This is a genomic window from Bradyrhizobium sp. USDA 3311 (genome assembly GCF_054062495.1).
Genome location: NZ_JBSSFI010000001.1, coordinates 5,861,337 through 5,886,174 on the forward strand (window position 1 = coordinate 5,861,337; position 24,838 = coordinate 5,886,174).

Here is a 24,838-nt window from a genome sequence, read left to right on the forward strand (position 1 = left end):
GGCGCTTACCTGCGATATGTGCGATTATATAGCATGGTCAAAAAGAAAGGCCGAAGGACAGCGCCGGAAGAAGAAATGGCAACCGCTCTCGACCGGTGGGACGAGGAAGGCGGAGCGCAGGAGCTGGCGTGGCCTTTACCCTACAAAGCGAGCGATTTGCGGGATGTGGAGCGCAGAGTCCTGGAATGTCTGGGTGCCGCCCTTGTCAGCGAATGGAATGATCTGCCTACTGACGTCCAACGCAGGCTCTTCGAGTGCGCGGCCTCGGGAAAATCGCACGACGCCATCGTATTGAAGACGCGGATCGCCCGTTTCCTGCACGATCATAAAGGCGCCTCGCGTGTGCGCTGACACGACCTTGGCAGATTGTCCACGCCGTTGCTTTTCGCTGACCCGTCTTCTGCAGTATAGGTATCGCGGATCTGATGCCCGAACAATGAGCGCGACGATGGCGGGACGCACGGCCGGCAGGCTGGGCCGAGGTGGTGGCCCGTCGATTCATTTTTGCGCTCCGTTTTGGCAATGCGGCGAGAAGGCGTAGCAATCATCATCACAAGAGCGTGACGATAAAGACTGTGTCAATCATCCCTCGAAGTGATCGAGACCGAATTCCTCTTTTAGCTGTTGATGCGCTTGCTCGCAGATCAATCGCGCCTTGCTGCCAACCGCCGCAGTCCTCCCGGTTGGTAGATTTGCGAGATAACATTTCTGCTTCCCAATGCCCGCCGATCGCCAACGCATTTTTCCATTTAGCATCAGCAAGCATCTCGTCGCCGGCATCAACAACTAATCCGGGATGTGTATTGCCTTGTGTTTGGTGACTTCGCAGCCATCTGTATTTGCGTCGTTTCGCCGCGTTGCCACTATGATCATGGTGCCGGCGGCGCCGCAGCGCACTTCAACGATGGAGATGATTTCCATCAGCCCGGTTGATTTGGCTGACGCGCAGCGCATTGATGCCGACGCGCCTCACGAGTGACGAGCCACTCGATCTCGACAAGCACCGCTGAATGGCTGCACAAGAAGCGACCGATGTTCGGCCTATTCTGGCGCACGTCGAGAACAACGCAAAAGCCTTGCGCGCTGGGTGGCTTTCTTAAATTTGATGACCCTGCGTCCAACGACTTAGCGCCACACAGCTGGTCTTGACCGGATCCTTAGCCGCCGCTGCCTTGGCAGGTATTTCGTGACGTTCCGAGCAGAATATCATTTCGGGACGGTCTTGTTCGTCCTCCTGCGGCCGCTTATGTGCTGATTGGCACTCGTTGGCCACGACTGCTATTTCGTCCAAAACAACAACAATCTGAAAATAGGAGGACAGCATGAAATTCCGTCCGCTTCACGACCGCGTTGTGGTCAAGCGTATTGAAGCCGAAGAGAAGACCACTGGCGGAATCATCATTCCGGACAGCGCCAAGGAAAAACCCTCGCAGGGCGAAATCACGGCGGTCGGTCCTGGTGGTCGCGACGAAGCCGGCAAGCTGATTCCCATCGATCTCAAGGTTGGCGACCGCGTTCTGTTCGGCAAGTGGTCAGGCACCGAGGTCAAGCTTGATGGTCAGGAACTTCTGATCATGAAGGAAAGCGACATTATGGGCGTTCTCGTTGAGCTGCCCGCCGCCAAGAAGAAGGTCGCGTAAGCGCCAGTCAGTTTTCTTTATCCTGAGCAGTCGGCGCAGCCGGCATCTTGAAGGATGAGGCCTGTAAGTTCAAATCTCGCCACTTAAGAGCCCGCCCAGTCGCGCGGTCCTTGGGATCTGACCAGTCGAAAACGGAGATCATTATGTCGGCCAAAGAAGTCAAATTCGGCGTCGATGCCCGCGACAGGATGTTGCGCGGTGTCGAAATTCTCAACAACGCGGTCAAGGTCACGCTCGGTCCCAAGGGCCGGAACGTCGTGCTCGACAAGTCGTTCGGCGCTCCCCGTATCACCAAGGACGGCGTCACCGTCGCCAAGGAGATCGAGCTCGAGGACAAGTTCGAGAACATGGGCGCGCAGATGGTGCGCGAAGTCGCCTCCAAGTCCGCTGACGCGGCCGGCGACGGCACCACCACCGCGACCGTGCTCGCGGCTGCGATCGTCCGTGAAGGTGCGAAGGCGGTTGCCGCCGGCATGAACCCGATGGACCTCAAGCGCGGCATCGACCTCGCGGTCGAAGCCGTGGTCGCCGATCTCGTGAAGAACTCCAAGAAGGTCACCTCGAACGACGAGATCGCCCAGGTCGGCACCATCTCGGCCAACGGCGACGCGGAGATCGGCAAGTTCCTCTCCGACGCCATGAAGAAGGTCGGCAACGAGGGCGTCATCACGGTTGAAGAAGCCAAGTCGCTCGAGACCGAACTCGAGGTCGTCGAAGGGATGCAATTCGACCGCGGCTACATCTCGCCGTACTTCGTCACCAACGCCGACAAAATGCGCGCCGAAATGGAAGACGCCTACGTCCTCATCAACGAAAAGAAGCTATCTCAGCTGAATGAACTGCTTCCGCTGCTGGAAGCCGTCGTCCAGAGTGGCAAGCCGCTTGTGATTATTGCAGAAGACATCGAGGGCGAAGCGCTCGCGACCCTGGTCGTGAACCGCCTCCGCGGCGGTCTGAAGGTCGCGGCCGTCAAGGCTCCGGGCTTCGGCGATCGCCGCAAGGCCATGCTCCAGGACATCGCGATCCTGACCGGCGGCCAGGCGATCTCGGAAGATCTCGGCATTAAGCTGGAGAACGTTACGCTCGCCATGCTCGGTCGCGCCAAGAAGGTGATGATCGACAAGGAGAACACCACCATCGTCAGCGGCGCCGGCAAGAAGGCCGACATCGAGGCACGCGTCCACCAGATCAAGGCGCAGATCGAGGAAACCACCTCGGACTACGATCGTGAGAAGCTCCAGGAGCGTCTCGCCAAGCTCGCTGGCGGCGTCGCGGTGATCCGCGTCGGCGGCGCGACCGAGGTCGAGGTGAAGGAGCGCAAGGATCGCGTTGATGACGCGATGCATGCGACCCGCGCGGCTGTGGAAGAAGGCATCCTGCCGGGCGGCGGCGTCGCCCTGCTGCGTGCTTCCGAGCATCTCAAGGGGCTGCGTACCAAGAACGACGACCAGAAGACCGGCGTCGAGATCGTGCGCAAGGCGCTGTCCTATCCGGCGCGCCAAATCGCGATCAACGCCGGTGAAGACGGCTCGGTGATCGTCGGCAAGATCCTGGAGAAGGATCAGTATGGCTACGGCTTTGACTCCCAGTCCGGCGAGTACGGCAACCTGGTCACCAAGGGCATCATCGACCCGACCAAGGTCGTTCGTGTGGCGATTCAGAATGCGGCTTCTGTTGCGGCGCTGCTGATCACTACCGAAGCCATGGTGGCCGAATTGCCAAAGAAGAACGCCGGCGGTGGCGGCATGCCTCAAGGCGGCGGTATGGGTGGCATGGATTTTTAGTCCAACTCGTTCAAAGCTCAACAATAGCGAAGGCCCGGCAGAAATGTCGGGCTCTTTTGCAGGAATCAGCTCAAGCGGGCGCTTCTGCTTTCAAGTCAGCGTCAACGCCGAGCCGCCTGCAAACTGGACCAAACGTATCATCGGTGCTGCGGCCCTGGCCGGGATCGCGGGCGGACTGGCGTGGTTTGCATGGCCCCGGCCGGTTCTGGTCGATCTCGCGACCGTCGCGAAAGGCCCCATCGAAGTCACAGCGGATGACGACGGCAAGACGCGCGTCCGCCACGTCTACACCGTCTCGGCGCCCATCGCAGGCAAGGTCCTGAGGATTTCGCATCCGTTCGGCGAGCAGGGGCCATCGCTTCACGTCGGCGACGAGGTCGTCGCCAACCAGACCGTCATCGCCTTGATGCAGCCGACACTGCCGGGCTTCATCGACGTGCGTTCGCGCGACCAGCTTCAGGCCGAGGTTCTTGCGGCGGATGCCGCCATCCAGCAGCAGGAGGCCGAGGTGAAACGGATCGAAGCCGCGTTGGACTTCTCGCGGACCGAATTCCAGCGGGCGCAGACGCTCTCGCGGACGCAGACCATTTCCGCCCAGGCCTTCGACAAGGCGAAATTCGAGGTGGCCACCAACGAAGCCGCTCTAGCGAGCGCGAAGGCCCAAGTCGACATGCGTCGCGCGGTGCGTACCAGTCTGGCAGCCCGGTTGATGGACCCGGCCAACGCAGCTCCGTCGACGGAGCCGACCTGCTGCGTCCGGGTGCTCGCGCCGGCGAGCGGACGGGTGCTGAAGATCGTCCAGGTCAGCGAGGCGACCGTCCTTCCCGGGACGCCCCTCGTCGACATCGGGAATCCCCTCGATCTGGAGGTCGTGGCCGACCTGCTCTCGACCGACGCCGTCCAGATCAAGTCCGGTTCGCCCGTTCGGATTGACGGTTGGGGCCCCGGGTCATCGTTCACGTGACCACCTGGAGCGCTCCGGACGCCCTGACCGTCCCGGTAAGCGCCCTGTTCAGGAAAGGCGACCAATGGACGGTTTTTGCCCACGAGAACGGCCGCGCTCGGAGTACTTCGGTGCAGATAGGCCACCGGAATAACAGGTCCGTCGAGGTGATCGCTGGGTTAGCGGCGGGCGACCGGATAGTGCTGCCCCCGAGCGACCGGATCGCCGACGGAAGCAGGTTCGCCTCGCGAATTCAGCAACAGGCAAGAGCAATAAGGCAAGACTGCAGTTACTCGTGCGGAATCACCAAAGGCCTCCGCAACTGCGGAGGCGACTGAGTTTGACCGCGTTTGTGACCCAGGTAATCGTCGCTTTATTTAGAAATCGCCTCGTAACTCATTGATATTACTTCTGGGGATTTCCCTATCTTTAGAAGCTAAGTTGTTGATTTCGCTTGGAAGGGAAGAGGACTCCTAATCAGCGGGTCCCATTCGAGCCCTGGTGCGCCCACCACTGCAGTGATTTAATACGGACCGTTTGAGCATGTGATTTTTCAAACGGTCCTTTCTTCCGAACAGCAATCAACCAGCGCGCGACAATGCGGCGGGCTCAAACGCGGCAGGCTTGGCGCAGACCACGGCCAGAAGTACTTGCCGGCGCGATCGTGTTTACCTGAGTGAGGGCCGCGGCGACCTTCGTTCCGGCGTCCGCCAAGGGCGCATTTACTGTGAGCGCTGCTCTCGACTTGAAGGCGGCGCGCCTATGTTTGCCTGTTCGTTCCCGCGTACTTGTGTATCCGTCCCGGCTCGTTGTCCACGGCGGGACGATCGAGCTTATCCAACGCAAAAAGCAGCGACGCAACACGGTTGGCCGAAGCGGCCCATTCCGCAAGACGAGGATAGTTGTCCGTAAACCAGCTGCAGGCACTTTGGACCACAACGAACGCCGCCGCAGCCTGTACGACCTCGCCGAGGAGCATTGTGCCGGCAACATATTTTGGCATGCAGAGCAGCACGCCGATCACGGGCGTCAGCAGCGAGTTCGTGTGGGTTATGATTGTGAGGCGCACGAGTTGCCAGCAATAGTTCAGCCACGAAGCAATCACCGCCTTGAGGGCAGGGTGGATCGCGCGAATTCCATCGTCGCCTTTCATACCGGGCGCCATGCTTTCTCCGCTTTCACGCACATGGGTTCCAACGGCCCTCAACTGTGCCTCGGCCCGCTTGTTTTCCTCCAGAACGTCCGTCAGTCGGCGGCCGATCAACATCGTCACGGCTGCCACGGCGATCGAATAGACGACGACGGCGACGACCAGATAGCCGGGAATGGTCAGAGTGAGACCCGCTGCATCGATCGTGAGATTGCCTCCGACCACCCCGAGGATGCCGATAAAGGTGGCCGCTGTCAGGAGAGAAGCGACGAGCCCGAGAACGAGGTCGACCGGGAGGTCCGTTGCCAGTCTGCAGTCCTCGGCGATTCGATATTCAGGGGCCTGATAGTCTCCCGCCACGAAGTTCAGTCGCACAAAGCGATCCCGCTCCAGCCAGTAGCGGTAAAGCTCATCGCTGAGCCAGGCTCTCCACTTTCGCTGGAGCGTCATCCGCCCCCAGACCGAGAAGACGGCGAGCGACAGACTGGCCGCAGCGAGCGGCATGAATCGCAGCGCCTGGCTGAGGAGCTCTTTCCCGTCCTTGCGCTCGACCGCGTTGAAGAAGTCGCGATTCCAGAAGTTCAGCGAATACTGGGTCAGCAGTTGCAGAAGAACTGTCGCGACGAGCAACACGGTGAGAAGCCAGGCCCAGCCCGCCGACTTGCCTTTCCAGAAGCCGCGAGCACTTTTCCAGAAGCGCAGCAGCAACTGCCGTTCGCCGGGCGAGTGGTATGTCTCGTTGCTAAGCATGATAGCCGGCTATGATTGTGACGTTCACGTTGGATGCGAGGCGATGAACGTCCGCACCGAGGCAAAGCCCCGTTCCGGGACTGAGCAGCGCCGCCGAACCGCCGGCAACACCATAACGCAGGGCGCTATCGAGCTTGTCGCCATTGGCGAGGCGCGACACCATCGCCCCCAGGAAGCTGTCGCCTGCGCCGGAAACGCTGACAGGCTCCAAAGGAAGGCCATTCGCACGCAAGGCGATGTCGCGCGTCAGGAGCAGGGCCCCGCCGGGGCCCATCGAGAGAGCAATGATCTCGATGCGATAACGATCGATCAGGCGGCGCCCCGCCTCCAGGAGCGAGGACTCGTCGGCGCCACTGATCCCAGCCAGCTCCTGAAACTCCCGAAGGTTGGGCTTGATGAGATAGACGCCCGCTTCCAGCGCGGCTTTGAGCGAGGCGCCGGACGTATCAACGACGACCTTGGCCGCTCCCGTCGATGCCCTGACCACCCTGCCGTAGAAATCGGCCGGGGCTCCCGGCGGCAGGCTGCCGCTTGCGATGACAAAGGCAGCCTGCGGACTGAGACGCGCAATTGCGTCGAGACACTGCTGCCATTCGAATTCGTTGAGGCAGGCGCCCGGAAATACCAGCCGGAACTGCTCCTTGCTCGTCTCGTCGAAGATGGTGATGTCTTCGCGGGTATCGTTCGATATCGGGATGACGATGCTGCGCACGGCCTCACGTTCAACCAGCGCCGTCAGGGTTTGCCCGGTTGCGCCGCCGGCTGGATAGACTGCGGTCGCCTCAAAGCCCAGCCGTTTCAGGACACGGGCCACATTGATTCCGCCACCGCCGGGATCGCGCTGAGGCGCGGCGCAGCGCATTTTCGTGTAGGGCACCATCTTGCTGACCGAGGTCGAGATATCGACAGCCGGGTTGATGGTCAGGGTGACGATGTCGCGTTGCGGTACCTCAGCCAATGCCTTCGACCTCCATCAGGTTACGGAGGCCGACGAATGCGACGTCGTCGTCCAGGATCAGATAGGCCGGTATCGGCTCGAGGAATTTTCGGAGCCGCCCCTTCTCCTCGAAGCGCTGGCGAAACTGGGACGCGGCAAGATAGTCCGGCAGGTGGCGCAAGATGCCGCCGCCGATGAATATCCCGCCTCTCGCGGTCAGCGCGAGCGCGAGGTTGCCCGCGACGGACCCCAGCATCGCGCAGAACATGTCAACGGCGGAGCGGCTGATCGGACACGTTCCCTCAATTCCGGCCCGCGTAATGTCGGACGCGCGGCGCTTTGGCGGCGTCGCGCCGTCGATGCAGGCGAGAGCGTCATACAGGTTCTCGAGCCCCGCGCCCGACAGAATGCGTTCGGCCGACACATGTCCGAAGCGTTGCCGCAAATGCTCAATCACCGCATCCTCGCGCAACGAACCGCCTGCCAGCGTGGCATGGCCTCCCTCGCTGGCGAGAACGATCTGTCCGCCGGGGTGTGGTATGCTCACCGCCATTCCCAGGCCGGTGCCGGGGCCGATCGCGGCAAGGGGTGCCCCCGGCACCTGCTGCCGCCCGCCGAGCTGCAGCAAACTGTCGGGGCCAAGCCGGGGCAGGGCCCATGCGACCGCTTCAAAGTCGTTGATCAAACGGACGGCCGAAAACCCATAGGCCCCGCGCAATTCCTCTGCGTCGACGATCCAGGAATTGTTCGTGAGTGCGCAGCGGGCATTCTGAACCGCGCCAGAGGCGGCAAGGATTGCATGAGCAGGCCTCTCGGCCCTGGCCGAAGCGCCGAGATAGGCAGCGAGGGCCTCCTGAAAGGTAGCGTAGTCCTTGACCGCCATATGTGTGATCGCGCCGAGCTCGCCGTCAGTCAGCAGTGCGAAGCGGGCGTTGGTCCCTCCAACATCTGCAAGCAACGCGGCTCGTCCTTCCAGCGTCGCCTTGATCATGGCTGCACCGCCCTGATCAGCCCGGCATACCAGCCGAAAGACGATTTCGGGATTCGCCGCAGCGAAGCATAATCGACATAGGTCAGGCCGAACCTGATGCTGTAACCGGAGGCCCACTCGAAATTGTCGAGCAGAGACCAGACGAAATAGCCACGAACATCGACGCCGTGGGCCGCGGCGTTATTCATCGCGTTGATATAGGCCTTCAGGAACTCTATCCGGCCCGGGTCGATCACCGCACCGGTCTGGTCGGGCTGGCCGGAATCGCCGTAGCCATTCTCGAGCACGTAAATCGGCAGGCCGTACCGTGTGCGGACCGCCTGCAACGTCTCGCTGAAGGCCTCGGGATCGATCGGCCATCCGATCGGGGTCAAGGGGACGCTGGCGGGCTTGTCGCCGAAGTCGTAGCCCAGCATCGAATCCGCCCGTGCCTTCACATAGACCGGGCTATAGTGGTTCAGCCCGAACCAATCCAGCGGACGGCAAATCCGCGTCAGGTCGCCTGGCTGCATATGCGGTTCGATTGCCGCGCGCATCGATGGCGGATATTCGCCGCGGCATTGCGGATCCGGAAAGGCCGCGTTCCAGTACACATCCAGCCGTGCCGCAGCCGCTTCATCGGCCTCGCTTGCACTGGAAGGCCGGCATGGCTGTCGATTATGGATACAGCCGATCGAGGCGCCGATCACGTTGGCGCGAAGCACATCCACCGCCGCCCCGTGGGCGAGATTGACGTTGTGGATCATGCGGTGGAACTTGTCCTCGCTGCTATGCTCCCGCTTGCCGAGCGAACGGCTGAACAGGCTGAAGATCGACGGCTCGTTGAATGTCGCAAAGCGCTTGACCCGGTCGCCAAATCGCGCGGCGATCAACGTCACATAGTCGGCGAACCACGCCGCCGACTCACGGTTCAGCCAGCCGCCGCGCTCCTCCAGGGCCTGCGGCAGGTCCCAATGATACAGGCACAGCCACGGTTCGATACCGGCGGCCACGAGCTCGTCGATCAGCCGGTCATAGAATGAAACGCCGGCCTCGTTGGCGGATCCGAGTCCCTGCGGCAGGACGCGCGGCCAGGCAACCGAGAACCGGTACGCCTGTACGCCCAACGTCTTCATGAGGCCGACATCTTCGCGGTAGCGATGATAATGGTCACACGCGACGTCGCCGGTATCGTGATTTTTGATTTCACCGGACCGACAATAGATGTCCCAGATGCTGAGTCCGCGCCCGTCCTCCTTCGTTGCCCCTTCGATCTGGAAGCTGGAGGTGGAAACGCCCCAGATGAAACCGGGGCGCAGGCTGGCGGTGTTTGGCAGTTGCGTTGTCGGCATGGACGACCTGCTTGGTCCTGCTTGGTCCTGCTCATCGGCGACCGGCATGCTGTTGCGCGGTCAGCCGCTGATCTCAGGCACGTTGTCTCACTGCGACATTGGTAGTCATGCCGGTTCCGAATGGTATTGAGATAGGTCAAGAGGCCCCGAGCCGGCCGTGCAATGAATTGATATCCTTAGAACGTTGCCGGGGTCCGCGCTTGCAAAGAACGAAATGGGGAGGGGTCGTCGACGACGACCTCAGAGGAAGCGGCTTCTTCCGCGTTTCCGAGCGCAATGGCGTATTCTGGCTCATCGATCCCGATGGTGGCCGCTTTCTCTCGAAGGGTGTCAACACGGTCCGCTTCGATCAAGACCGCATCGGCCGGACCGAGCGCGTGCCATACGCCGAGACTTGCCGAGCCAAGTACGGCAGCCTGCAAAGCTGGCGTGCCGCTGCGTCTACTCGACTGGCAAGCTGGAATTTCAACACGGTCGGCTGCTGGTCGGACGAAGGCGTCGCCAGTGCGGGATCGCAATTGTTGGCGATCACGCCGATCAGGGAACTTGGCGCATCCTTTCGCCTGCACCGACGCGATCAGATATTTCCCGATGTCTTCGATCCCGAATTCGCGGCGCATATCTGCGCAAGTGCCAAGGAGCGCTGCACGCTTCGTCGCAATGATCCCGGCTTGCTCGGCACTTTTATCGATAACGAGCTCTACTGGTCGACTGACGCGCGCGGACCCGACGAATTGCTTACGCTGTTCCTGAATCTGCCGTCTCATCGTCCTGGTCGGGTTGCTGCCATATCGAGGCTGCAAGCGCATTATCGGGATATCTCCGAGTTCAATGCGGTATGGCGCACACCGGCGCGATCATGGGAGGAGCTTGGCAGGATCGGACACGTTGTGGCGCCGTTCGTCAGAATGCCGCCCGGAGGCTTGAACGATGCACTCGAGACCAAAGCCAACCTCGCCGACCGCGCGCGCGAGGCGTTTTCAGCAGATTGCGATGCCTTTGTAGCCGTCGTAGCCGACAAGTATTTTGAAGTGTGCGTCTCGGCCATCAAGACGGCTGATCCCCATCATCTCGTGATCGGATCCCGGTTCGGCTGGCAGCCGCCGCGGGGAGTGATCGCCGCGGCCGGTCGACACCTCGATGTGATCTCCTTCAATTGCTACGAGTTCGACCCCGGTCCGGTCATCGATGCTTATGCCGCTACCGGCAAGCCATGCCTGATCTCCGAATTCTCCTTCCGCGGCGACGACGCGGGCCTGCCAAATTCCAAAGGGGCGGGGCCGCGTGTGGCCACTCAGACCGAGCGCGCCCGTGCCTTCCAGGGCTACGTTGTGGCGGCCCTCGGCAAGCCGAATGTGGTCGGTTATCACTGGTTCGAGCATGCCGATCAGCCGGTGCAGGGGCGCTTTGACGGCGAAGATTCGAATTTCGGCACAGTGACCGTCGACGACCGGGTCTATGACGAGCTTACGAAGACGATGACCAGGGTCAACGCCGCGGCAGAACGCATTCATGCCGCTGCCGTCCCGGCTGTGATCTGATCGTTACAGCGAGAGGAGGCCTCGCGTCTCGGATTCTGGCTGATTTGTTTCGGCGTCGGACACCACGGCCATGGTGCGAAACACGCTTGAAGGATTGACGCTGATCGAATCGATGCCAAGCCCTGTCAAGTATCGCGCGATCTCCGGATAGTTCGCAGGCGCCTCGCCGCAGATGCCGATATGGCGACCGTTCCGCTTTGCGCCGACCACCGCCTGCCGGAACATCTCCAGAATTCCTGGGTCGCGTTCGTCGAAGTCGAAGGCCACGATATCGGAATCCCGGTCGACCCCCAGCGTGAGCTGGGTAAGATCGTTGGACCCAATCGAAAAGCCATCGAACAACCGAGAAAACGCGTCGATCTGGATGACGTTATTCGGGATCTCGCACATGACGTAAATCTCGAGACCGTCTTCGCCGCGCCGCAGTCCATTGGCAGCCATCGTCGCGATCACGCGGCGGCCCTCCTCGACGGTTCGGCAGAACGGCACCATGACGCGCAGATTGGAGAGACCCATCTCCTTTCGCACCAGGCGGAGCGCGGCGCACTCCAAGGCAAACCCTTCGGTGTAGGCGGGATGACTGTAGCGGGAGGCGCCCCGGAATCCCAGCATCGGATTCTCTTCCCTGGGCTCGAAGCCTTCCCCGCCAATCAGGCTGGCATATTCGTTGGTCTTGAAATCGGAAAGCCGTACGATCACCGGCTTCGGATAGAATGCCGCGGCGATGGTGCCGACGCCTTCCGCCAGTCGTTGAATAAAGAAATCGGCCGGGCTCTTGAAGCCCTTCGTCAGGCGGGCGATTGCGGTCCGCGCCTTGGTTGACGTGACCTTCTCCGGCTTGAGCAGCGCCATCGGGTGAACGCCGATATGTTCACTGATGATGAACTCCATGCGGGCGAGGCCAACTCCGGCCTGCGGCTGCATCGCCGTGCGGAACGCCATTTCCGGGGTTCCGACATTGACCATGATGGCCGTGCGCGGCTGCCGCAGTTCGCTCACTGGCGTCCTGGTAACGTCGAAGGCAACCGCCCCCTGATAGACGCTGCCGATATCGCCTTCCGCACAGCAGATCGTGACGTCGGTTCCGCTCTTGATCTTCTCGGTCGCGTGTGTGGCGCCCACCACGGCGGGGATACCCAGCTCTCGCGCCACGATCGCGGCATGGCAGGTGCGACCGCCCTTGTCGGTGATGATGCCGGCCGCGATCTTCATGACCGGCTCCCAATCCGGGCTGGTCGCCGGCGCCACCAGGATTTCACCCGGCCTGAAGGCCGCCAGATCGCGCGCGGTCGAAATGCGGCGCGTGCGCCCTGAAGCGATCTTCTCTCCCACCGCGCGACCGTTGACGATGACCGGGCCGTGTCCCTTCAGGTTATACGTCTCATAGAAGTCCGACGAGCGCTGCGAGGCAACGGTCTCGGGCCGGGCCTGAATGATGTATAGCTTCCCGTCGACACCGTCCTTGGCCCATTCGATGTCCATCGGCATCGAAACGCCGGCATGTTTGGAGTAGTGGGCTTCGATCCGGACCGCGATCTCGGCAAGGCTCAGCACTTCGGGGTCGGAAATGCAGAATTTCTGTCGTTCGGCGTCAGGCACATTGCGGGTGGACGTCGCATGACTGCTCCCGAGCTTGCCATAAATCATACGGATCTGCTTGGCTCCGAGTCGGCGCCGCAGCACTCGGCGAAAACCTTGGCTCAGCGTCGGCTTGTGGACGTAAAATTCATCTGGATCGACCTGGCCCTGCACGATGGTTTCGCCGAGACCGTAGCAGCCGGTGACAAAGACCACGTCACGAAAACCCGTTTCGGTATCGAGCGTGAAAACGACTCCGCTCGCCGCCAGATCGGAACGGATCATTTTCATCACGGCGACGGAGAGCGCGACCTTGAAATGATCGAAGCCGTTGTCGATGCGATAAGAGATCGCGCGATCGGTGAAAATGGAAGCAAAGCAGCGCCGGCAAGCTTCGAACAAATCCTTGGGCCCGCGCACATTGAGAAAGCTTTCGTGCTGGCCGGCAAAGCTCGCCGTCGGCAGATCCTCCGCCGTCGCGGAGCTTCGTACGGCGACAGCGACCCCGATCCCGGCCTCGCGTTCAAGATGCCGATAGGCTTCTACGATCTGCTCGCGCAGCAGCGGCGTGTCCATCGCCTTGTATATGACCTCGCGGGCCTTGGCGGCCTTGCCGGCGAGCTGTCTGATCTTGCTCTTGTCGATCCCGTCCAGAAGACGGTGCAGCTTGTCCGCGACCCCGTCTCGCGATAGCGCTTCGCGATAGGCGTCCGCCGTGACGGCGAAGCCATCTGGGACGGCAACCCCTTGGGATGCGAGAGCCGAATACAATTCGCCGAGCGAAGCGGTCTTGCCGCCGACCAGCCCGACATCGCCCAATCCGATTTCGAGGAAGGATCTGATATATCCAGACATGCAAGCAACAGATCACGCCGGGCCTGTCCGGCCTTGAGGCAGGTCAACCTTTCGATGGATTTACGTGTCTCCCTACAAGCCGTCGATCACGTTCCGGAGCAAAGTCTGGACACGCTCAGCCGACGCCTTGAGGTCAGGATTTGAGCCCGCTCTGCTGCTGCGATGTCGCGGCTGCGATAGCGAGTTGAACGGTTTCGTCCTGCGTCTTGATGGCCCGGGTCAGGGAAAGCAGCCGTTGGCGGGTGTCATAAAGCTGATCAAGCAGCGACAGCACCACCGGTAGCGCGTTGTCATCAACATCGAGCTCATAGGTCAGCGTACAAATGAGACGGATTCGCGCGCATTCCATGTCCGAGAACATCAGCGACCCTCCGTTCTGTTGCGGCGCGACCAGTTCTTCGCTGATCCAACGTTCGAGATCGCTGCGCTGGAGCGCGGAGATGGTGGCCAAAAGATCATCGACGTCCATCATGGCAACATATCCTTGCGTGGATCCTGAGGGTTTTTCGGCCGCCATGCTTCCAGAAATTCTACCAGTTCGGGTTCTTCGGCCGTAGGGAGGATCACCTTCAGCGTGATCAATTGATGTCCGCGCTGCCCGGTTTTTCGGTTGCGGATACCTCTTTCGCGCAGCCGCAGTGTGGTGCCGGAATTCGAACCCTTCGGGACTGTCACCGTTACCGGTTGAGTGATTGTCGGCACCTCGATCTTGCCTCCCAGCACCGCCTCGCGCAGGGTTACGGGTATTTCGACATGGATGTTGTCGTCCTTGCGGTGAAAGAACGGATGCGGCTGGATGTGCAACTCGACATAGGCATCGCCTGGCGCCCCGCCGCCATAGCCAGGCATTCCCTGGCCTTTCAGCCGCAGCATCTGTCGGTCCTCGGCGCCCTCGGGGACAATCACCTCCAGGGTCTTGCCGTCCGGCAGTGTGATGGTGAGGGTGGCGCCGCTGGCGGCGTCCACGAAGGCCACTGGCAGCACATAGCTCCCATCCTGACCGCGCGCCCGGAATGCCCTCTCTGATCGTCGCCCTTTGCCGGCAAACGCTTTTGCCAGGAACTCTTCCAGATCCTCGTTGCTGTCAAATCCATCCTGTGCGGCGTGCGAGGTGTAGGCAGGCCGGTCGGCGAAGTCGCGATAGAATCGCTCCTGCTGTCGCTCTGCGCCGCTGGCGTCGATCTCACCCGCGTCAAACCGCCGCCGCTTCTCCTTGTCCTTGAGCAGATCGTTGGCAGCCGAGATTGCCTTGAACTTGGCCTCCGCCTCCTTGTCGCCCGGATGGAGGTCAGGATGAAATTTGCGCGCGAGTTTTTTGAAGGCGCTCTTGATTTCCTTGTCGGTCGCGGATCGGGTTACGCCAAGGGTCTCGTAAGGGTCTTTCATTTCACCTGATCCCCGAAGGTTTACGAAATCCAGTCAATCTTCGGGGCCTTTCTGGGAACGGGCGCCGCCGCTGTTTTGGGATGCCCTACGATAATGGGTGCGACTGGCACGGTCGTGCCGGAAAGCCTGAGCGACGATTTCCCCTCCGAGGTTCCAAGCCAGCCCTGCGCAAACCCGATCCAGCATGTTCCCAATCCGGCGGCGCAGGCAGCCAGCATCAAGTTCTCAGCCGCCAGGGCGCAATCCTCAACGACCCATGGGCCCTCGGGTGCCGAGATCACGACCAATGCCGGAGCGTGATAGAATATGTCGAAATCCGGATTTTCGAGGATGCTTTGGAAGTGATGCGATGCCAGCGCCGCCGCCGAGGTTTTGAGCATATGGGCCTTTGCCTCGCGGGAAATGCGCGCGAGCAACGTTTTGTCCCGCACGACTGTAAACAGCCATGGCTGGTGGTTGACGGCGCTGGGCGCCTGGATGGCAGCATCAATGAGTTTCCTCAATACGTCCTCGTCAACCGGTTGCGAGGTGAATTCGCGTACGGCGTGCCGACTATAGATGGCTTCCTTGAGATCCATGGCCGTCTCCATTTGCATTCAATGGATCCTGACGCGCTCGCCATTTCGCGGTTTGATGTCGATCAAATCGATGGGGGCGCAATGGTCCTAAGTTTTCTTGGAGATTGATCGTGCATGACTCAACCTAGCTGAGATGCAGGAGAGGCCATCATGGGATCGGTAGCGCTGAATCCAGATCGCCCTGGTGAAGTTAAGTCGTTTCCCGCGCTCCGGGCAGAGATGGTCAAGCGCCATATCGCCGCGCGCGGTGTGCGTGACGAACTCGTGCTCGAGGCAATGGGCAAGGTGCCGCGTGAGCTGTTCCTGCCAGCGAAGCTTCGCGAATTTGCCTACGAAGATTCGCCGCTCCCGATCGCCGGGGAGCAGACCATTTCTCAGCCCTACATCGTCGCTTTCATGGCGGAGGCGCTGATGCTCAAGGGCGGCGAGAAGGTGCTGGAGATCGGAGCCGGCTCCGGTTACGCCGCCGCGGTGCTGTCGGAGATCGCGGCCGATGTGTACACGGTCGAACGCCTCGGTCCGCTTGCGGAAGAGGCGGCGGCCACACTTACCGAGCTCGGTTACGATAACGTCCACGTGCTGCATGGTGACGGCACCAAAGGCTGGCCCGAACATGCGCCCTACGATGCCATCGTCGTAGCCGCCGGCGGTCCGCAGGTTCCGGAGGCGCTCAAGGAGCAGCTGAAGATCGGCGGCAGGCTGGTAATTCCTGTCGGCGCCGATCAGCGTACCCAGGAATTGGTGCGGGTCGTCCGCCTTTCGAAGGACGAATTTCGCAGCGAAGACATTGCAGACGTCCGCTTCGTTCCATTGATCGGAGAGGAAGGGTGGGCGGCCGCAAAAGGCGAGACCGCGCCCGCGCGCCGGGCGCTGCGGCCTGTTGCTCCGGACGAGGAAACGCTGGTCCGCAATATCGCCGACGCCGCCGAATCATTTCCATCCATCGAGGCGGCCGATCTCAGCCCGCTGATGGAGCGTATCGGGTCGGCGCGCGTCGTGCTGCTCGGCGAGGCGACCCATGGCACCTCCGAGTTCTACCGGATGCGCGAACGCATTACCCGCGACCTGATCGTCAAGAAGGGATTTCGCTTCGTGGCGATCGAGGCGGACTGGCCGGATGCCGCCCGGGTCGATCACTATGTGCGGCATTTCCAGTATCCGCCGTCGGAGTGGACCGCGTTTGCACGGTTTCCGACCTGGATGTGGCGAAACACCGAGGTACGCGATTTCGTCAGCTGGTTGCGCAAACACAACGGTACGGTGGAGAACACCACGCGCGTCGCGTTTCACGGTCTCGATCTCTACAGCCTCTACGATTCAATCCGGTCGGTCCTGAACTATCTCGACGAAGTCGATCCAGCCTCGGCGCGTGTAGCCCGCGAGCGTTATGGTTGCCTGACGCCGTGGCAGCGCGATCCCGCCACGTACGGCCATGCGGCGCTGACCGGATCCTATCCGACCTGCGAATCCGACGTGGCGCACGCACTCACTGATCTCCTGGCGAAGCGCCGGGCGTATGCCGAGCACGATGGCGAGCGCTTCCTTGATGCCGAGCAGAATGCGCGCCTGGTGGCCAACGCCGAGCGCTATTACCGCATCATGTACTACGGCTCGCGCGCGTCGTGGAACCTGCGCGACAGTCACATGTTCGACACCCTCAAGAACCTGCTGGCATTTCACGGGCCGGACAGCAAGGCGGTGGTGTGGGCGCACAACTCGCATGTCGGCAACGCCGCGGCGACCGAGATGGTCGCCCGCGGCGAGCACAATATCGGGCAGCACTGCCGCAAGGCTTTTGGCGCCCAGGCGTATCTGGTCGGCTTCGGCACCCACAGTGGCACGGTTGCCGCGGCGTCCGATTGGGGCGGCCCGATGGAGGTCAAGACCGTCCGCCCATCGCTTCCCAACAGCTATGAACGGCTGTGTCACGCAACGGGCCTTCCGCGCTTCATGCTCGGTCTGCGCGGTCCCGGCGATCTCTGCGGTCCGGAGGGTCTCGGCAGGGAACGGCTCGAGCGGGCCATCGGCGTAATCTACAGGCCTGAAACCGAACTTGCGAGCCACTATTTTCAGGCCAGTTTGCCGCAGCAGTTCGACGAATATATCTGGTTTGACGACACCAGGGCGGTAACTCCGCTGGAGACCGCCGAAATCGCCGGGCTTCCCGACATGTATCCGTTCGGGGTGTGATCTCGCTATGAGCAGTCGGAGGGCGATAGAGAAAGCGGAGTCGTTCCGGCCAATGGAGCAGTTCGACGAGTGAATGCGACATGAGCAAGAATGATCAGAGGGAGCAGACGCGCCTGGTGAAGCATGAGCCGGGGGTGCCCGTACCGGACCGGGGCGCAGGCGTCCTGGAGACGAGGAAGGCCGATCGGGCGATCAAGGATGCTCTTGAGGACGATGAGGTGAGAGAAGCACTCAGGCCGCATCACAACTGTTTCTACCACTGAGGAGAGGTCGACATGCGAAACATCGTCCTGCTCGCTGCTGCCGCGGCGATCCTTTCAATCGCAACTGTATTTCCGAGCAGCGCCGAAGCCGGATGCTATCGTCTCGGCGAAACCGGCTACCACTGGTATCGCTCCTGCTGGGGACCTCGCTGGATCTACCCTCATCAACGCGTTTGTCGACACGGCTACTGCTGGTATCGATGATCCCTTCTGCCACCAATAAGCGAGGGGTGTGTCCTGATCTAGCGCAAGCCCGTCTGCTCGGGCATCCCGGGAAATCCTCGGAGCTAGGCGCGTCATTTTGGACCGACGCGTATGAAGCCGCTGGCCGGCCACAAGTTCAGCTTGATCTTTGTCAACGCGGCGCCGAGTGCCGGTGGAATCCTTCGCTAATTTAATCGGATGAGGTTTATGATGAGGTGCATCGTAGAGTTGAAGGACGGTAGTGCGATGGAACGGGCGATGGGAGCTCTGGCGAAGTATCGCTACAGGTCGGAGGGCGAGCCCGTTGCTCCCGAAGGACGTCCCCGGGAATGGAAAACATGGCTTCTCGAGATCAATTCGGCAGAGTTCGAAGCAATCCGAGACCATGTCAACAATGGAGACATTGTCGGCATCAAGCCCATCAACGAGGCAGCTGGCGCTGAGTTGCACTGATCACGTGAGCACCCGACATTTGCGCTTTCGCTCCATGCCGACGGCAGGTTCCAGCAAGCGGCAGAGTGCGGGGATTCTGTTGTTTCGCAGAGGCGGCGGTACGCTTCAGGTCTTGCTCGGTCATCCCGGCGGTCCCTTTTGGCGGCGCCGGGATCGCGGGGCCTGGACTATTCCAAAGGGCCTCGTTTCCGATGGCGAAACGCTGCTTTCGGCCGCACGTCGCGAATTCGCAGAGGAAACTGGCCACGCGGTGACAGCGGAGGTCATCGAGCTTGGCAAAGCAAGCCATCCGAGCGGCAAGGTGGTCCACGTGTGGGCCGCGTCGGACGATTGGGATCTCGCTGACTTTCGCAGCAATACATTCGAGATGGAATGGCCTCCGCGGTCGGGTCGGCAACAAAGATTCCCCGAAATCGATCGGGTTGACTGGTTCGAGATCGCAGAGGCTCGCTCGAAGATTCTCAAGGGCCAGACGATCTTTCTGGACAGGCTGCTGGAAAGACTTGGAAGGGTCGACGGCAGCAAACGTATGGCGTGTCGCTTCCGGTGCCCGCGTTCGTATTGAAGATATTTCTTGATGAGCATCAGAGTCGTGCCAGAGCGGCAATGGCATGTTGATCATGGAAAGGATAGCGTCAGACCGCGCGGCGATTGACCCCTGCAGCAGGGCAGAGCGTGCACTCAGGACTCAATATGAGCGGTCGCAAAAACAAGAGCATGTCTCGCGGAAAGTCCGCGTCAGCCCGACCGTGTCGTGGTACGGCAAGATCTTGATTGTCGGAGCGCTGCTCGTCACCATGGGATATGAGCTCTTTCGGCTGATGATCGCCTTGGTGGCGCTGGATTAAGCTTGCGCATCCGCAAGAACCGCAAGGCGGCAATAAACGTTATAGTGCTCCTCCGACCCCGGTCAGGATGGAAAATCGGCCGACTTCACCTCGACGCGGTCGGCGTGAAGTGTCCAGTCGCGAATTGCGCGGAGTTCGCAGAACTCCTGCTTGGCCATTAGGGCCGCTTCCGCGCCGTCGTCCGCCTCAACGTCAATCGCGAGTTGGCAAGCCTCGCAAGGTTGGCCCCGGTCGCCAACCACATTCTTGAGAAAGCGGACAATGAAATGGGACATGAGCGTCTCGACGGTAGCGGAACGGCGATTTGGAATCTCCGCCCGGGTCAGTAGACAAAGGCCGGTGTTTCGAGCAGGTGATCATTCACGGTCGCCACGCCCGGAATTGCCTCGGCGGCTACGCGAATGGCCGTGCGTTCGGCCACGGACGGCGCGAAACCCCAGATATCGACCACGCCATTCTGCACAGTCGCGTTCACATTGAATGTATGAGCCCAGGGCTGCTTCCTGAGCTCCTCGAAGAACCTCTTCCTGATGACTGAATCGGGAAGCGAAATCTCGAGCTTTGGTCTGGCGCTCGCGATGGTCTGGAGCAGGTTGGCCCGGCTGACGATCCCGACGAGCTGACCTTCCTTGTTGACGATGGGAACGCGTTTGATCTGGCGCTCTTCGAGAAGCATGGCGATCTCGTGCAAGGGCGTCTCGGGTGCAGCGGTCGCGACCTCCTGCGTCATGACGTCCTGCACCTTGATTGAGTGCGACTTGACGTAGTCAGTCGCGAGCTGGGCATCGCCGGTTAGCAGGCGCAACCACCAGGAGGGGGAGCGTTCGGTCCCGCTCTCGGCCCTGTGCAGCAGATCGCCTTCGCTCACGATGCCGAGCACCTTGTTGTCGGCATCGACGACCGGCACGGCGCTGATCCGCCGTTCCAGCAGGATCTGCGCGACCTGGCGGACGGTTGCGTTTGGTCCGACCGTAACCACTGGCGACACCATCACGTCTCGTGCATGCATGATGAACCTCCATATCGTTTTCCGAGTTTAGGTAATCCTGCCCGATTGTAGGCTGACTGGTTTGATCGGGATCAAGCAGCGCAGCCTGCTGGGGAATAGGAATTTGACGCATGCAGCGAGGAGGCCGAAAATGATCAGGATACCACATCGTGCAATCGTGTTCGTCGGTGACGGAAGGAAGGCGCTGTTCCTTCGCAACGAGGGCGACGAGAAGTTCCCCAATCTGAAGACGGAGGCGGTGTTCGAGGAAGAGAATCCGCCCGCCCATTCCCAAGGTAGCGATCGCCCCGGTCGGATCAGCAAAGGCTCGCATTCGGAGCAGCGCAGTGCGGTGGAAATGACCGATTGGCATGAGTTCGAGGAGAAGCGCTTTGCGAGGCAGGTCGCAGCTGCGGCGGAGCGTCTCCTTCGCAGCGAGCATGCGACCTCCCTCATTGTCGTCGCGCCACCCCGCACGCTGGCGGAGCTTCGCTCGGCCTTTCACGCCGACGTGAGGTGTCGGATCGTCGGCGAACTCGACAAGGACCTCACCAAGCACCCCGTAGCCGAAATCGAAAAGCATCTGCGGGACGCGGTTTAAGGAGAGGATCGCCTTCGGGGCACCGCCAGACCCCGTCACTGGTCACATCGGGAGGCATGGCCGGCAGGTTTGATTTCGGTCAAGCGTCTGGCTGACCGCAAGACGATAAACGGCCATCGCACACTTTTTCGGAGCATCGTCATGTCTGTCGCGAGCGTCATGGTCTACGTCGATTCCGAGCAGCAGGAAGCAGGGCAAGTCGCCGTTGCGGAGGGTATTGCGAGGACGTTCGGAGCGGCCATCCTGGGTGTTTCTGCGGTGGCGGTGGAGCCTCCCTTTGTCGCCGAAGGTGTCATCATCGAGCAGACCACCGAGGAAGACATCAAGCGCATAAAAGCAACGCTTTCGGCGAAAGAGGCTTGGTTCAAGCGGGTGGTCGGCCTGCCAAGCGAGACGGTCGAATGGCGCTGGGCACTCGATGATCCGACCGACTTTCTGGTCGAGCAGGCCCGCGCGGCAGACCTTGTAATCGTCAAGCGCAGGTCGCAGGCGGCCAGTCACTCCCACTTCCTCGATCCGGCCGGAGCCATGCTGCGGATGGGGCGCCCCACGCTATCTGTGCCGGAGCGCGTGACGGAGTTGTCTGGTGACCGCATCGTGGTCGGTTGGAAGGACACAAGGGAGGCGCGCCTCGCCGTTCGCGATGCGATGCCGTTTCTGACCAGAGCCTCGCAGGTCACAATCGCGGAAATCTGCGCGTCGAGCGAACAGGATGCGGCTCGCAAGCGGCTTCGCGACGTGGCCGGCTATCTTCAGCGGCATGGGGTGCAGTGCCAGCACGAGGTACGTGTCCATACGGCGGAACCGGACGGAGGCTACCTTATTCGGCTGGCGTCCGAGCTCGGCGCGGATCTCATTGTTACTGGCGGTTATGGACATAGCCGGTTGGGAGAATGGATCTTCGGCGGCATGACACGCAGCCTCCTGCAGGAGGCCAAAGTGTGCGTGCTGATGTCTCACTAGCGCAGAGCAGAGCGCATTGCTGGCAGGGCGGGTTCGATAGAGGCAGCAATGAAGGCAGCAGATATCATGCGAACCTGGTTTGCAACGGTGAAGCCGAGCGCATCACTGCTCGATGCCATCCATCTGCTGCTCGAGACCAATCAGCGCGGCCTCCCGGTCGTTGACGGTGAAGGGGTGCTGGTCGGCATCATTTCGGAAGGTGATTTTCTTCACAGGCGCAAATTAGGCGTAGACTATCCTGAAGGGTTTTGGCTCGAGTGGCCGCTAGGTAAAGACGAGGGGCAGCTCGCTCGTGAGAGAACCAGTGGCTTGCGCGTGGATGCCGTCATGAGCCGACATCCCGTCTGCGTCGATGAAAGCGCCACAATCGAGGAGGTCGTCAAGCAGATGGACATTTATCAGATCTCCCAGGTGCTAGTCCTTCGGGACAAAAAGCTTGCGGGTATAGTGGGGCGCACGGAGATGCTCGTGGCGCTCGAGCCGCGCCTGAGAAAATAGGGACATTTAGAACAGGCGCGCAGTGGAGCCGGCGAAGGGCCCGTTTTGCCCAAGATGGACGCTTAGCGACGCTCTTTGTCACTGCTCCTGGTTCAGCGTAGATCTTATAAATCAAAAGTGCGACGGTGACCGCCTGCCCGGTAGGCTTGTCTCAGCGAGATTGGCCCGCTCTCAACGTCTCGAGGTAGGCCACGATAGCCTCAATCTGGTATTCCGAGAGCCTCGGATTTGGCATTAACTGTTCTGGTCCAAGACGACGATGGCTTGATGCCAAAAATCGTCGAAGTTCGTCAGCGGAGAACGACGGCCGGTTGACTATCTCCAGGAAGCCAGGTGGCGATGGGCGGAATGCAGGCGCTTCCCTTACCCCGTCGGAAACGACATGGCATGTCCCGCAAGATGAATGGGCTAGCGATCGCCCCTCAGTCACCTGGTCGACGAACAATTGGTTGGGCACCGGCAAGGTGAGCGGAATCTGGATCGCGACCGAGGGATACCCACTACCGCGGTGACAGGAGTTGCATTCGTTTGTCATGGTGGCATACGACGACATGAACCCGGGCAAGTCCTTCGAATGGATTGCCTGGCGTACTGCATCAAGTTGTCGCTTGGCACGATTGGCTTGCGACGGGTCAGCCTGCAACTTGCCCGTGGCTTCAAGATTGGCGTCGATTTGTTGAAGCTCGTAGTCGGCCAGGCCCCAATTGCTCAGCTTGCCCGCAAACCATAGCTTTGCGTGCTGAAGCTGAAGTCTGGTCATGAGATCGGACAGTGTTGCAGACGGGTCGGCCGGCGTCCCGACGCTGGGCGCCGACAGCGTTACAAGAATCGCGACCGAGAGAAGCGTTTTCAGGCGCATGATCGAAGACTTCCGATATTGGTTGTCAAGTTGCCATCTCCGCCCGTCCCGGCGTTGATCTCGATCAAGACGTTAGTTGACGCAGCAAATACCTCTTTGTCTCCGGAGTGAAGGTCGTGCGGGCGTATCAGATAATGTCACGGCAGGTAGTGTCGATACGGCCTGAGGCTCCGATCACGGACGCAATCAAAGTGATGCTTGCGCATCATATCAGCGGGCTGCCTGTCGTGGATTCGGCCGATAATCTCGTCGGCATTATATGCGAGAGCGATTTTCTCAGGCGGAGCGAGATCGGAACCGAGCATGAGCGCAATCGATTGCTTTCGCTCCTGCTCGGGGCTGAGCGAGTCGCCAGCGAGTTCGTGAAGGAGCACGGTCGCAAGGTCGAGCAGGTGATGACCCGTCAGCCTGTGACCACCAACGAGCAGGCACCTCTCGATGAGGTGGCGGACGTGATGGAGCGTCGGCACCTGAATCACATTCCGGTCATGCGCGCTGATCGTATCGTCGGAATCATCACACGTTCCGACTTCCTGTCCGCCGTTGCTGGACCACTGACAGGCGCTTCGGGCTATTCCGGGAGCGACAATCAGCTCCGTCGGGCGGTTCTCGCCGCGCTGGCCAAGACACCGTGGCAGCCGATCGGCTTGAACGTCAGGGTAAGGGACGGCGCGGTCTCGCTCCGTGGTGTTATCAGGGGCGAGAGCGCACACCGCGCTGCCATCGTAGCTTGCGAGAACGTTCCTGGCGTTCTTCGAGTAGATGACCGCCTCTGTGTTCAGCCTTCCCGTCCGGACCCGGAGGACGATTACGGTGGAGGCGATTTCGTTTCGCTCCAGATGGAGCCCTCCACGCTGGATGACGAACCGCTGTAGCGCCGAGAGGAGCGGGCGGCGTCAGTCGAGCTCGCGGTCTCGTTTCATAATCGCTGGTAGATCTCCATACTGTTCGATGACGACACGCAGTCGGGACTGATCTTACCCCTATGGTATCAGTCGCCCTCACGCAGTGATGACCGATGGTGCTCCAAAGCCGCCAAATCGGGGGGGCGCAAGGGTCAAGCTGAGCGCAGATGCGCTTCATTCGGCCGTCCGGGCGTCCTGTTCGCTTAGGGTTAGTCTCGCCGCGCGGACAGCGCGGGAGACCAGTCTCCCGACCGATGAGGAATAGAGCGCGATTTCAAGAGCCGCGTAGAGGGCAAATAGTATCAAGACCTTGACTAGTTCGTTGCTCATTTGATGTCCTCGGCCGATCGAGCTAGATCGAGTCCTTCCCAATTTGTGCCATTTCGGTGAGGGCGTGGCTTCGGTGGGGCTTGTAGACGGTGTGCGTCGCCGTGATCTGCGCACTTGTTGCTGGATGAGTTAGCCGCACGGTCAGTGTTGCCGCCACGATTGCAATGCCGACGAGTAGCACAGAGACCACCACCTTCAGGTGGGTTGCCCTGTCCGCGGTGTAAATCGAGTGATTCATTGCGGGCTCCACTGGCAAGCCGAACGCTGTACTG

25 protein-coding genes and 2 pseudogenes are annotated in these 24,838 nt (G+C 60.9%); 13 read left to right on the top strand and 14 right to left on the bottom strand.

The annotated features are described in order from the left end of the window. Positions 1 to 33 precede the first annotated feature (33 nt). Positions 34 to 351 carry a hypothetical protein gene (locus tag ACVWW6_RS28075; protein ID WP_304553956.1) on the top strand — a complete coding sequence of 106 codons (318 nt, stop codon included), beginning with the start codon at positions 34 to 36 and terminating at the stop codon, positions 349 to 351. A gap of 22 nt (positions 352 to 373) precedes the next feature. Here ACVWW6_RS28075 and ACVWW6_RS28080 read toward each other — a convergent pair. Further along, positions 374 to 717, bottom strand: a pseudogene (locus tag ACVWW6_RS28080) (IS701 family transposase); the annotation flags it as partial. A 379-nt stretch (positions 718 to 1,096) separates the two neighbouring features. Further along, positions 1,097 to 1,324, bottom strand: a complete 228-nt coding sequence (locus ACVWW6_RS28085) for a hypothetical protein (protein ID WP_304553601.1) — start codon at positions 1,322 to 1,324, stop codon at positions 1,097 to 1,099. Here ACVWW6_RS28085 and ACVWW6_RS28090 point away from each other — a divergent pair. From ACVWW6_RS28090 to ACVWW6_RS28100, 3 genes and pseudogenes are all read left to right on the top strand, one after another. After that, on the top strand, positions 1,323 to 1,640 hold the full coding sequence (locus ACVWW6_RS28090; protein WP_092181937.1) for a co-chaperone GroES: 318 nt from the start codon (positions 1,323 to 1,325) through the stop codon (positions 1,638 to 1,640). The genes ACVWW6_RS28085 and ACVWW6_RS28090 overlap by 2 nt on opposite strands. Before the next feature lie 143 nt (positions 1,641 to 1,783). Then, on the top strand, positions 1,784 to 3,424 hold the full coding sequence (gene groL / locus ACVWW6_RS28095) for a chaperonin GroEL (protein ID WP_304553598.1): 1,641 nt from the start codon (positions 1,784 to 1,786) through the stop codon (positions 3,422 to 3,424). 64 nt (positions 3,425 to 3,488) lie between these two features. Further along, positions 3,489 to 4,618, top strand: a pseudogene (locus ACVWW6_RS28100) (efflux RND transporter periplasmic adaptor subunit); the annotation flags it as partial. Between the two features lie 509 nt (positions 4,619 to 5,127). Here ACVWW6_RS28100 and ACVWW6_RS28105 read toward each other — a convergent pair. The 4 genes from ACVWW6_RS28105 to ACVWW6_RS28120 are packed head-to-tail and all read right to left on the bottom strand — an operon-like array spanning position 5,128 to position 9,526. Then, a complete protein-coding gene (locus ACVWW6_RS28105) occupies positions 5,128 to 6,267 on the bottom strand; it encodes an SbmA/BacA-like family transporter (RefSeq protein WP_011087429.1) in 1,140 nt (379 codons plus the stop codon). Next, positions 6,260 to 7,225, bottom strand: coding sequence for a 1-phosphofructokinase family hexose kinase (locus tag ACVWW6_RS28110; protein WP_038967479.1), 966 nt, complete (start codon positions 7,223 to 7,225; stop codon positions 6,260 to 6,262). Before ACVWW6_RS28110 ends, ACVWW6_RS28105 begins: the two co-directional genes overlap by 8 nt. Next, entirely contained in the window at positions 7,218 to 8,195 is a 978-nt protein-coding gene (gene glk, locus ACVWW6_RS28115; RefSeq protein ID WP_011087427.1) for a glucokinase, read from the bottom strand. Before glk ends, ACVWW6_RS28110 begins: the two co-directional genes overlap by 8 nt. Beyond that, positions 8,192 to 9,526, bottom strand: coding sequence for a GH1 family beta-glucosidase (locus ACVWW6_RS28120; RefSeq protein ID WP_456681741.1), 1,335 nt, complete (start codon positions 9,524 to 9,526; stop codon positions 8,192 to 8,194). Before ACVWW6_RS28120 ends, glk begins: the two co-directional genes overlap by 4 nt. A gap of 200 nt (positions 9,527 to 9,726) precedes the next feature. Between ACVWW6_RS28120 and ACVWW6_RS28125 the strand changes: the two genes are divergently transcribed. After that, on the top strand, positions 9,727 to 11,067 hold the full coding sequence (locus tag ACVWW6_RS28125; protein WP_038967480.1) for a glycoside hydrolase 5 family protein: 1,341 nt from the start codon (positions 9,727 to 9,729) through the stop codon (positions 11,065 to 11,067). Positions 11,068 to 11,070: 3 nt separating this feature from the next. On the opposite strand, the gene ppsA is transcribed toward ACVWW6_RS28125, so the two are convergent. The 4 genes from ppsA to ACVWW6_RS28145 all read right to left on the bottom strand — a co-directional run bounded on the left by ppsA (position 11,071) and on the right by ACVWW6_RS28145 (position 15,464). After that, entirely contained in the window at positions 11,071 to 13,500 is a 2,430-nt protein-coding gene (ppsA, locus tag ACVWW6_RS28130) for a phosphoenolpyruvate synthase (protein WP_110116093.1), read from the bottom strand. A 133-nt stretch (positions 13,501 to 13,633) separates the two neighbouring features. Further along, complete coding sequence (locus ACVWW6_RS28135; protein ID WP_011087423.1) at positions 13,634 to 13,972, bottom strand: chaperone modulator CbpM; 339 nt, start codon at positions 13,970 to 13,972, stop codon at positions 13,634 to 13,636. Beyond that, the gene (locus ACVWW6_RS28140) at positions 13,969 to 14,886 is read right to left on the bottom strand and encodes a DnaJ C-terminal domain-containing protein (protein ID WP_011087422.1); all 918 of its coding nucleotides are present in this window, start codon (positions 14,884 to 14,886) and stop codon (positions 13,969 to 13,971) included. Before ACVWW6_RS28140 ends, ACVWW6_RS28135 begins: the two co-directional genes overlap by 4 nt. A gap of 20 nt (positions 14,887 to 14,906) precedes the next feature. Further along, a complete protein-coding gene (locus tag ACVWW6_RS28145; protein ID WP_038967488.1) occupies positions 14,907 to 15,464 on the bottom strand; it encodes a nitroreductase in 558 nt (185 codons plus the stop codon). Between the two features lie 150 nt (positions 15,465 to 15,614). Here ACVWW6_RS28145 and ACVWW6_RS28150 point away from each other — a divergent pair, with 150 nt between their 5' ends. From ACVWW6_RS28150 to ACVWW6_RS28165, 4 genes are all read left to right on the top strand, one after another. Then, the gene (locus ACVWW6_RS28150; protein WP_011087420.1) at positions 15,615 to 17,654 is read left to right on the top strand and encodes a protein-L-isoaspartate(D-aspartate) O-methyltransferase; all 2,040 of its coding nucleotides are present in this window, start codon (positions 15,615 to 15,617) and stop codon (positions 17,652 to 17,654) included. 713 nt (positions 17,655 to 18,367) lie between these two features. Next, positions 18,368 to 18,574: a hypothetical protein gene (locus ACVWW6_RS28155; protein WP_236842254.1), complete on the top strand. Its 207-nt coding sequence runs from the start codon at positions 18,368 to 18,370 to the stop codon at positions 18,572 to 18,574. Between the two features lie 34 nt (positions 18,575 to 18,608). Continuing rightward, positions 18,609 to 19,139 carry an NUDIX domain-containing protein gene (locus tag ACVWW6_RS28160; protein WP_456681742.1) on the top strand — a complete coding sequence of 177 codons (531 nt, stop codon included), beginning with the start codon at positions 18,609 to 18,611 and terminating at the stop codon, positions 19,137 to 19,139. A 46-nt stretch (positions 19,140 to 19,185) separates the two neighbouring features. Then, positions 19,186 to 19,422, top strand: coding sequence for a hypothetical protein (locus ACVWW6_RS28165; RefSeq protein WP_456681743.1), 237 nt, complete (start codon positions 19,186 to 19,188; stop codon positions 19,420 to 19,422). 62 nt (positions 19,423 to 19,484) lie between these two features. On the opposite strand, the gene ACVWW6_RS28170 is transcribed toward ACVWW6_RS28165, so the two are convergent. Together ACVWW6_RS28170 and ACVWW6_RS28175 are read right to left on the bottom strand one after the other, a co-directional pair. Next, positions 19,485 to 19,697: a hypothetical protein gene (locus ACVWW6_RS28170; RefSeq protein WP_038967483.1), complete on the bottom strand. Its 213-nt coding sequence runs from the start codon at positions 19,695 to 19,697 to the stop codon at positions 19,485 to 19,487. A 47-nt stretch (positions 19,698 to 19,744) separates the two neighbouring features. Further along, a complete protein-coding gene (locus tag ACVWW6_RS28175) occupies positions 19,745 to 20,431 on the bottom strand; it encodes a CBS domain-containing protein (RefSeq protein WP_011087416.1) in 687 nt (228 codons plus the stop codon). A 130-nt stretch (positions 20,432 to 20,561) separates the two neighbouring features. Here ACVWW6_RS28175 and ACVWW6_RS28180 point away from each other — a divergent pair, with 130 nt between their 5' ends. From ACVWW6_RS28180 to ACVWW6_RS28190, 3 genes are all read left to right on the top strand, one after another. Beyond that, a complete protein-coding gene (locus ACVWW6_RS28180) occupies positions 20,562 to 21,011 on the top strand; it encodes a baeRF12 domain-containing protein (RefSeq protein WP_011087415.1) in 450 nt (149 codons plus the stop codon). Between the two features lie 141 nt (positions 21,012 to 21,152). Then, a complete protein-coding gene (locus ACVWW6_RS28185; RefSeq protein ID WP_011087414.1) occupies positions 21,153 to 21,974 on the top strand; it encodes a universal stress protein in 822 nt (273 codons plus the stop codon). Positions 21,975 to 22,022: 48 nt separating this feature from the next. Further along, complete coding sequence (locus ACVWW6_RS28190) at positions 22,023 to 22,472, top strand: CBS domain-containing protein (protein WP_404522287.1); 450 nt, start codon at positions 22,023 to 22,025, stop codon at positions 22,470 to 22,472. A 151-nt stretch (positions 22,473 to 22,623) separates the two neighbouring features. Here ACVWW6_RS28190 and ACVWW6_RS28195 read toward each other — a convergent pair whose 3' ends face one another. Beyond that, positions 22,624 to 23,331, bottom strand: coding sequence for a c-type cytochrome (locus ACVWW6_RS28195; RefSeq protein ID WP_011087412.1), 708 nt, complete (start codon positions 23,329 to 23,331; stop codon positions 22,624 to 22,626). A gap of 134 nt (positions 23,332 to 23,465) precedes the next feature. Here ACVWW6_RS28195 and ACVWW6_RS28200 point away from each other — a divergent pair, with 134 nt between their 5' ends. After that, complete coding sequence (locus ACVWW6_RS28200) at positions 23,466 to 24,206, top strand: CBS domain-containing protein (protein ID WP_304553587.1); 741 nt, start codon at positions 23,466 to 23,468, stop codon at positions 24,204 to 24,206. A 382-nt stretch (positions 24,207 to 24,588) separates the two neighbouring features. On the opposite strand, the gene ACVWW6_RS28205 is transcribed toward ACVWW6_RS28200, so the two are convergent. Continuing rightward, positions 24,589 to 24,804, bottom strand: coding sequence for a hypothetical protein (locus ACVWW6_RS28205; RefSeq protein WP_133415020.1), 216 nt, complete (start codon positions 24,802 to 24,804; stop codon positions 24,589 to 24,591). Positions 24,805 to 24,838 lie beyond the last annotated feature (34 nt).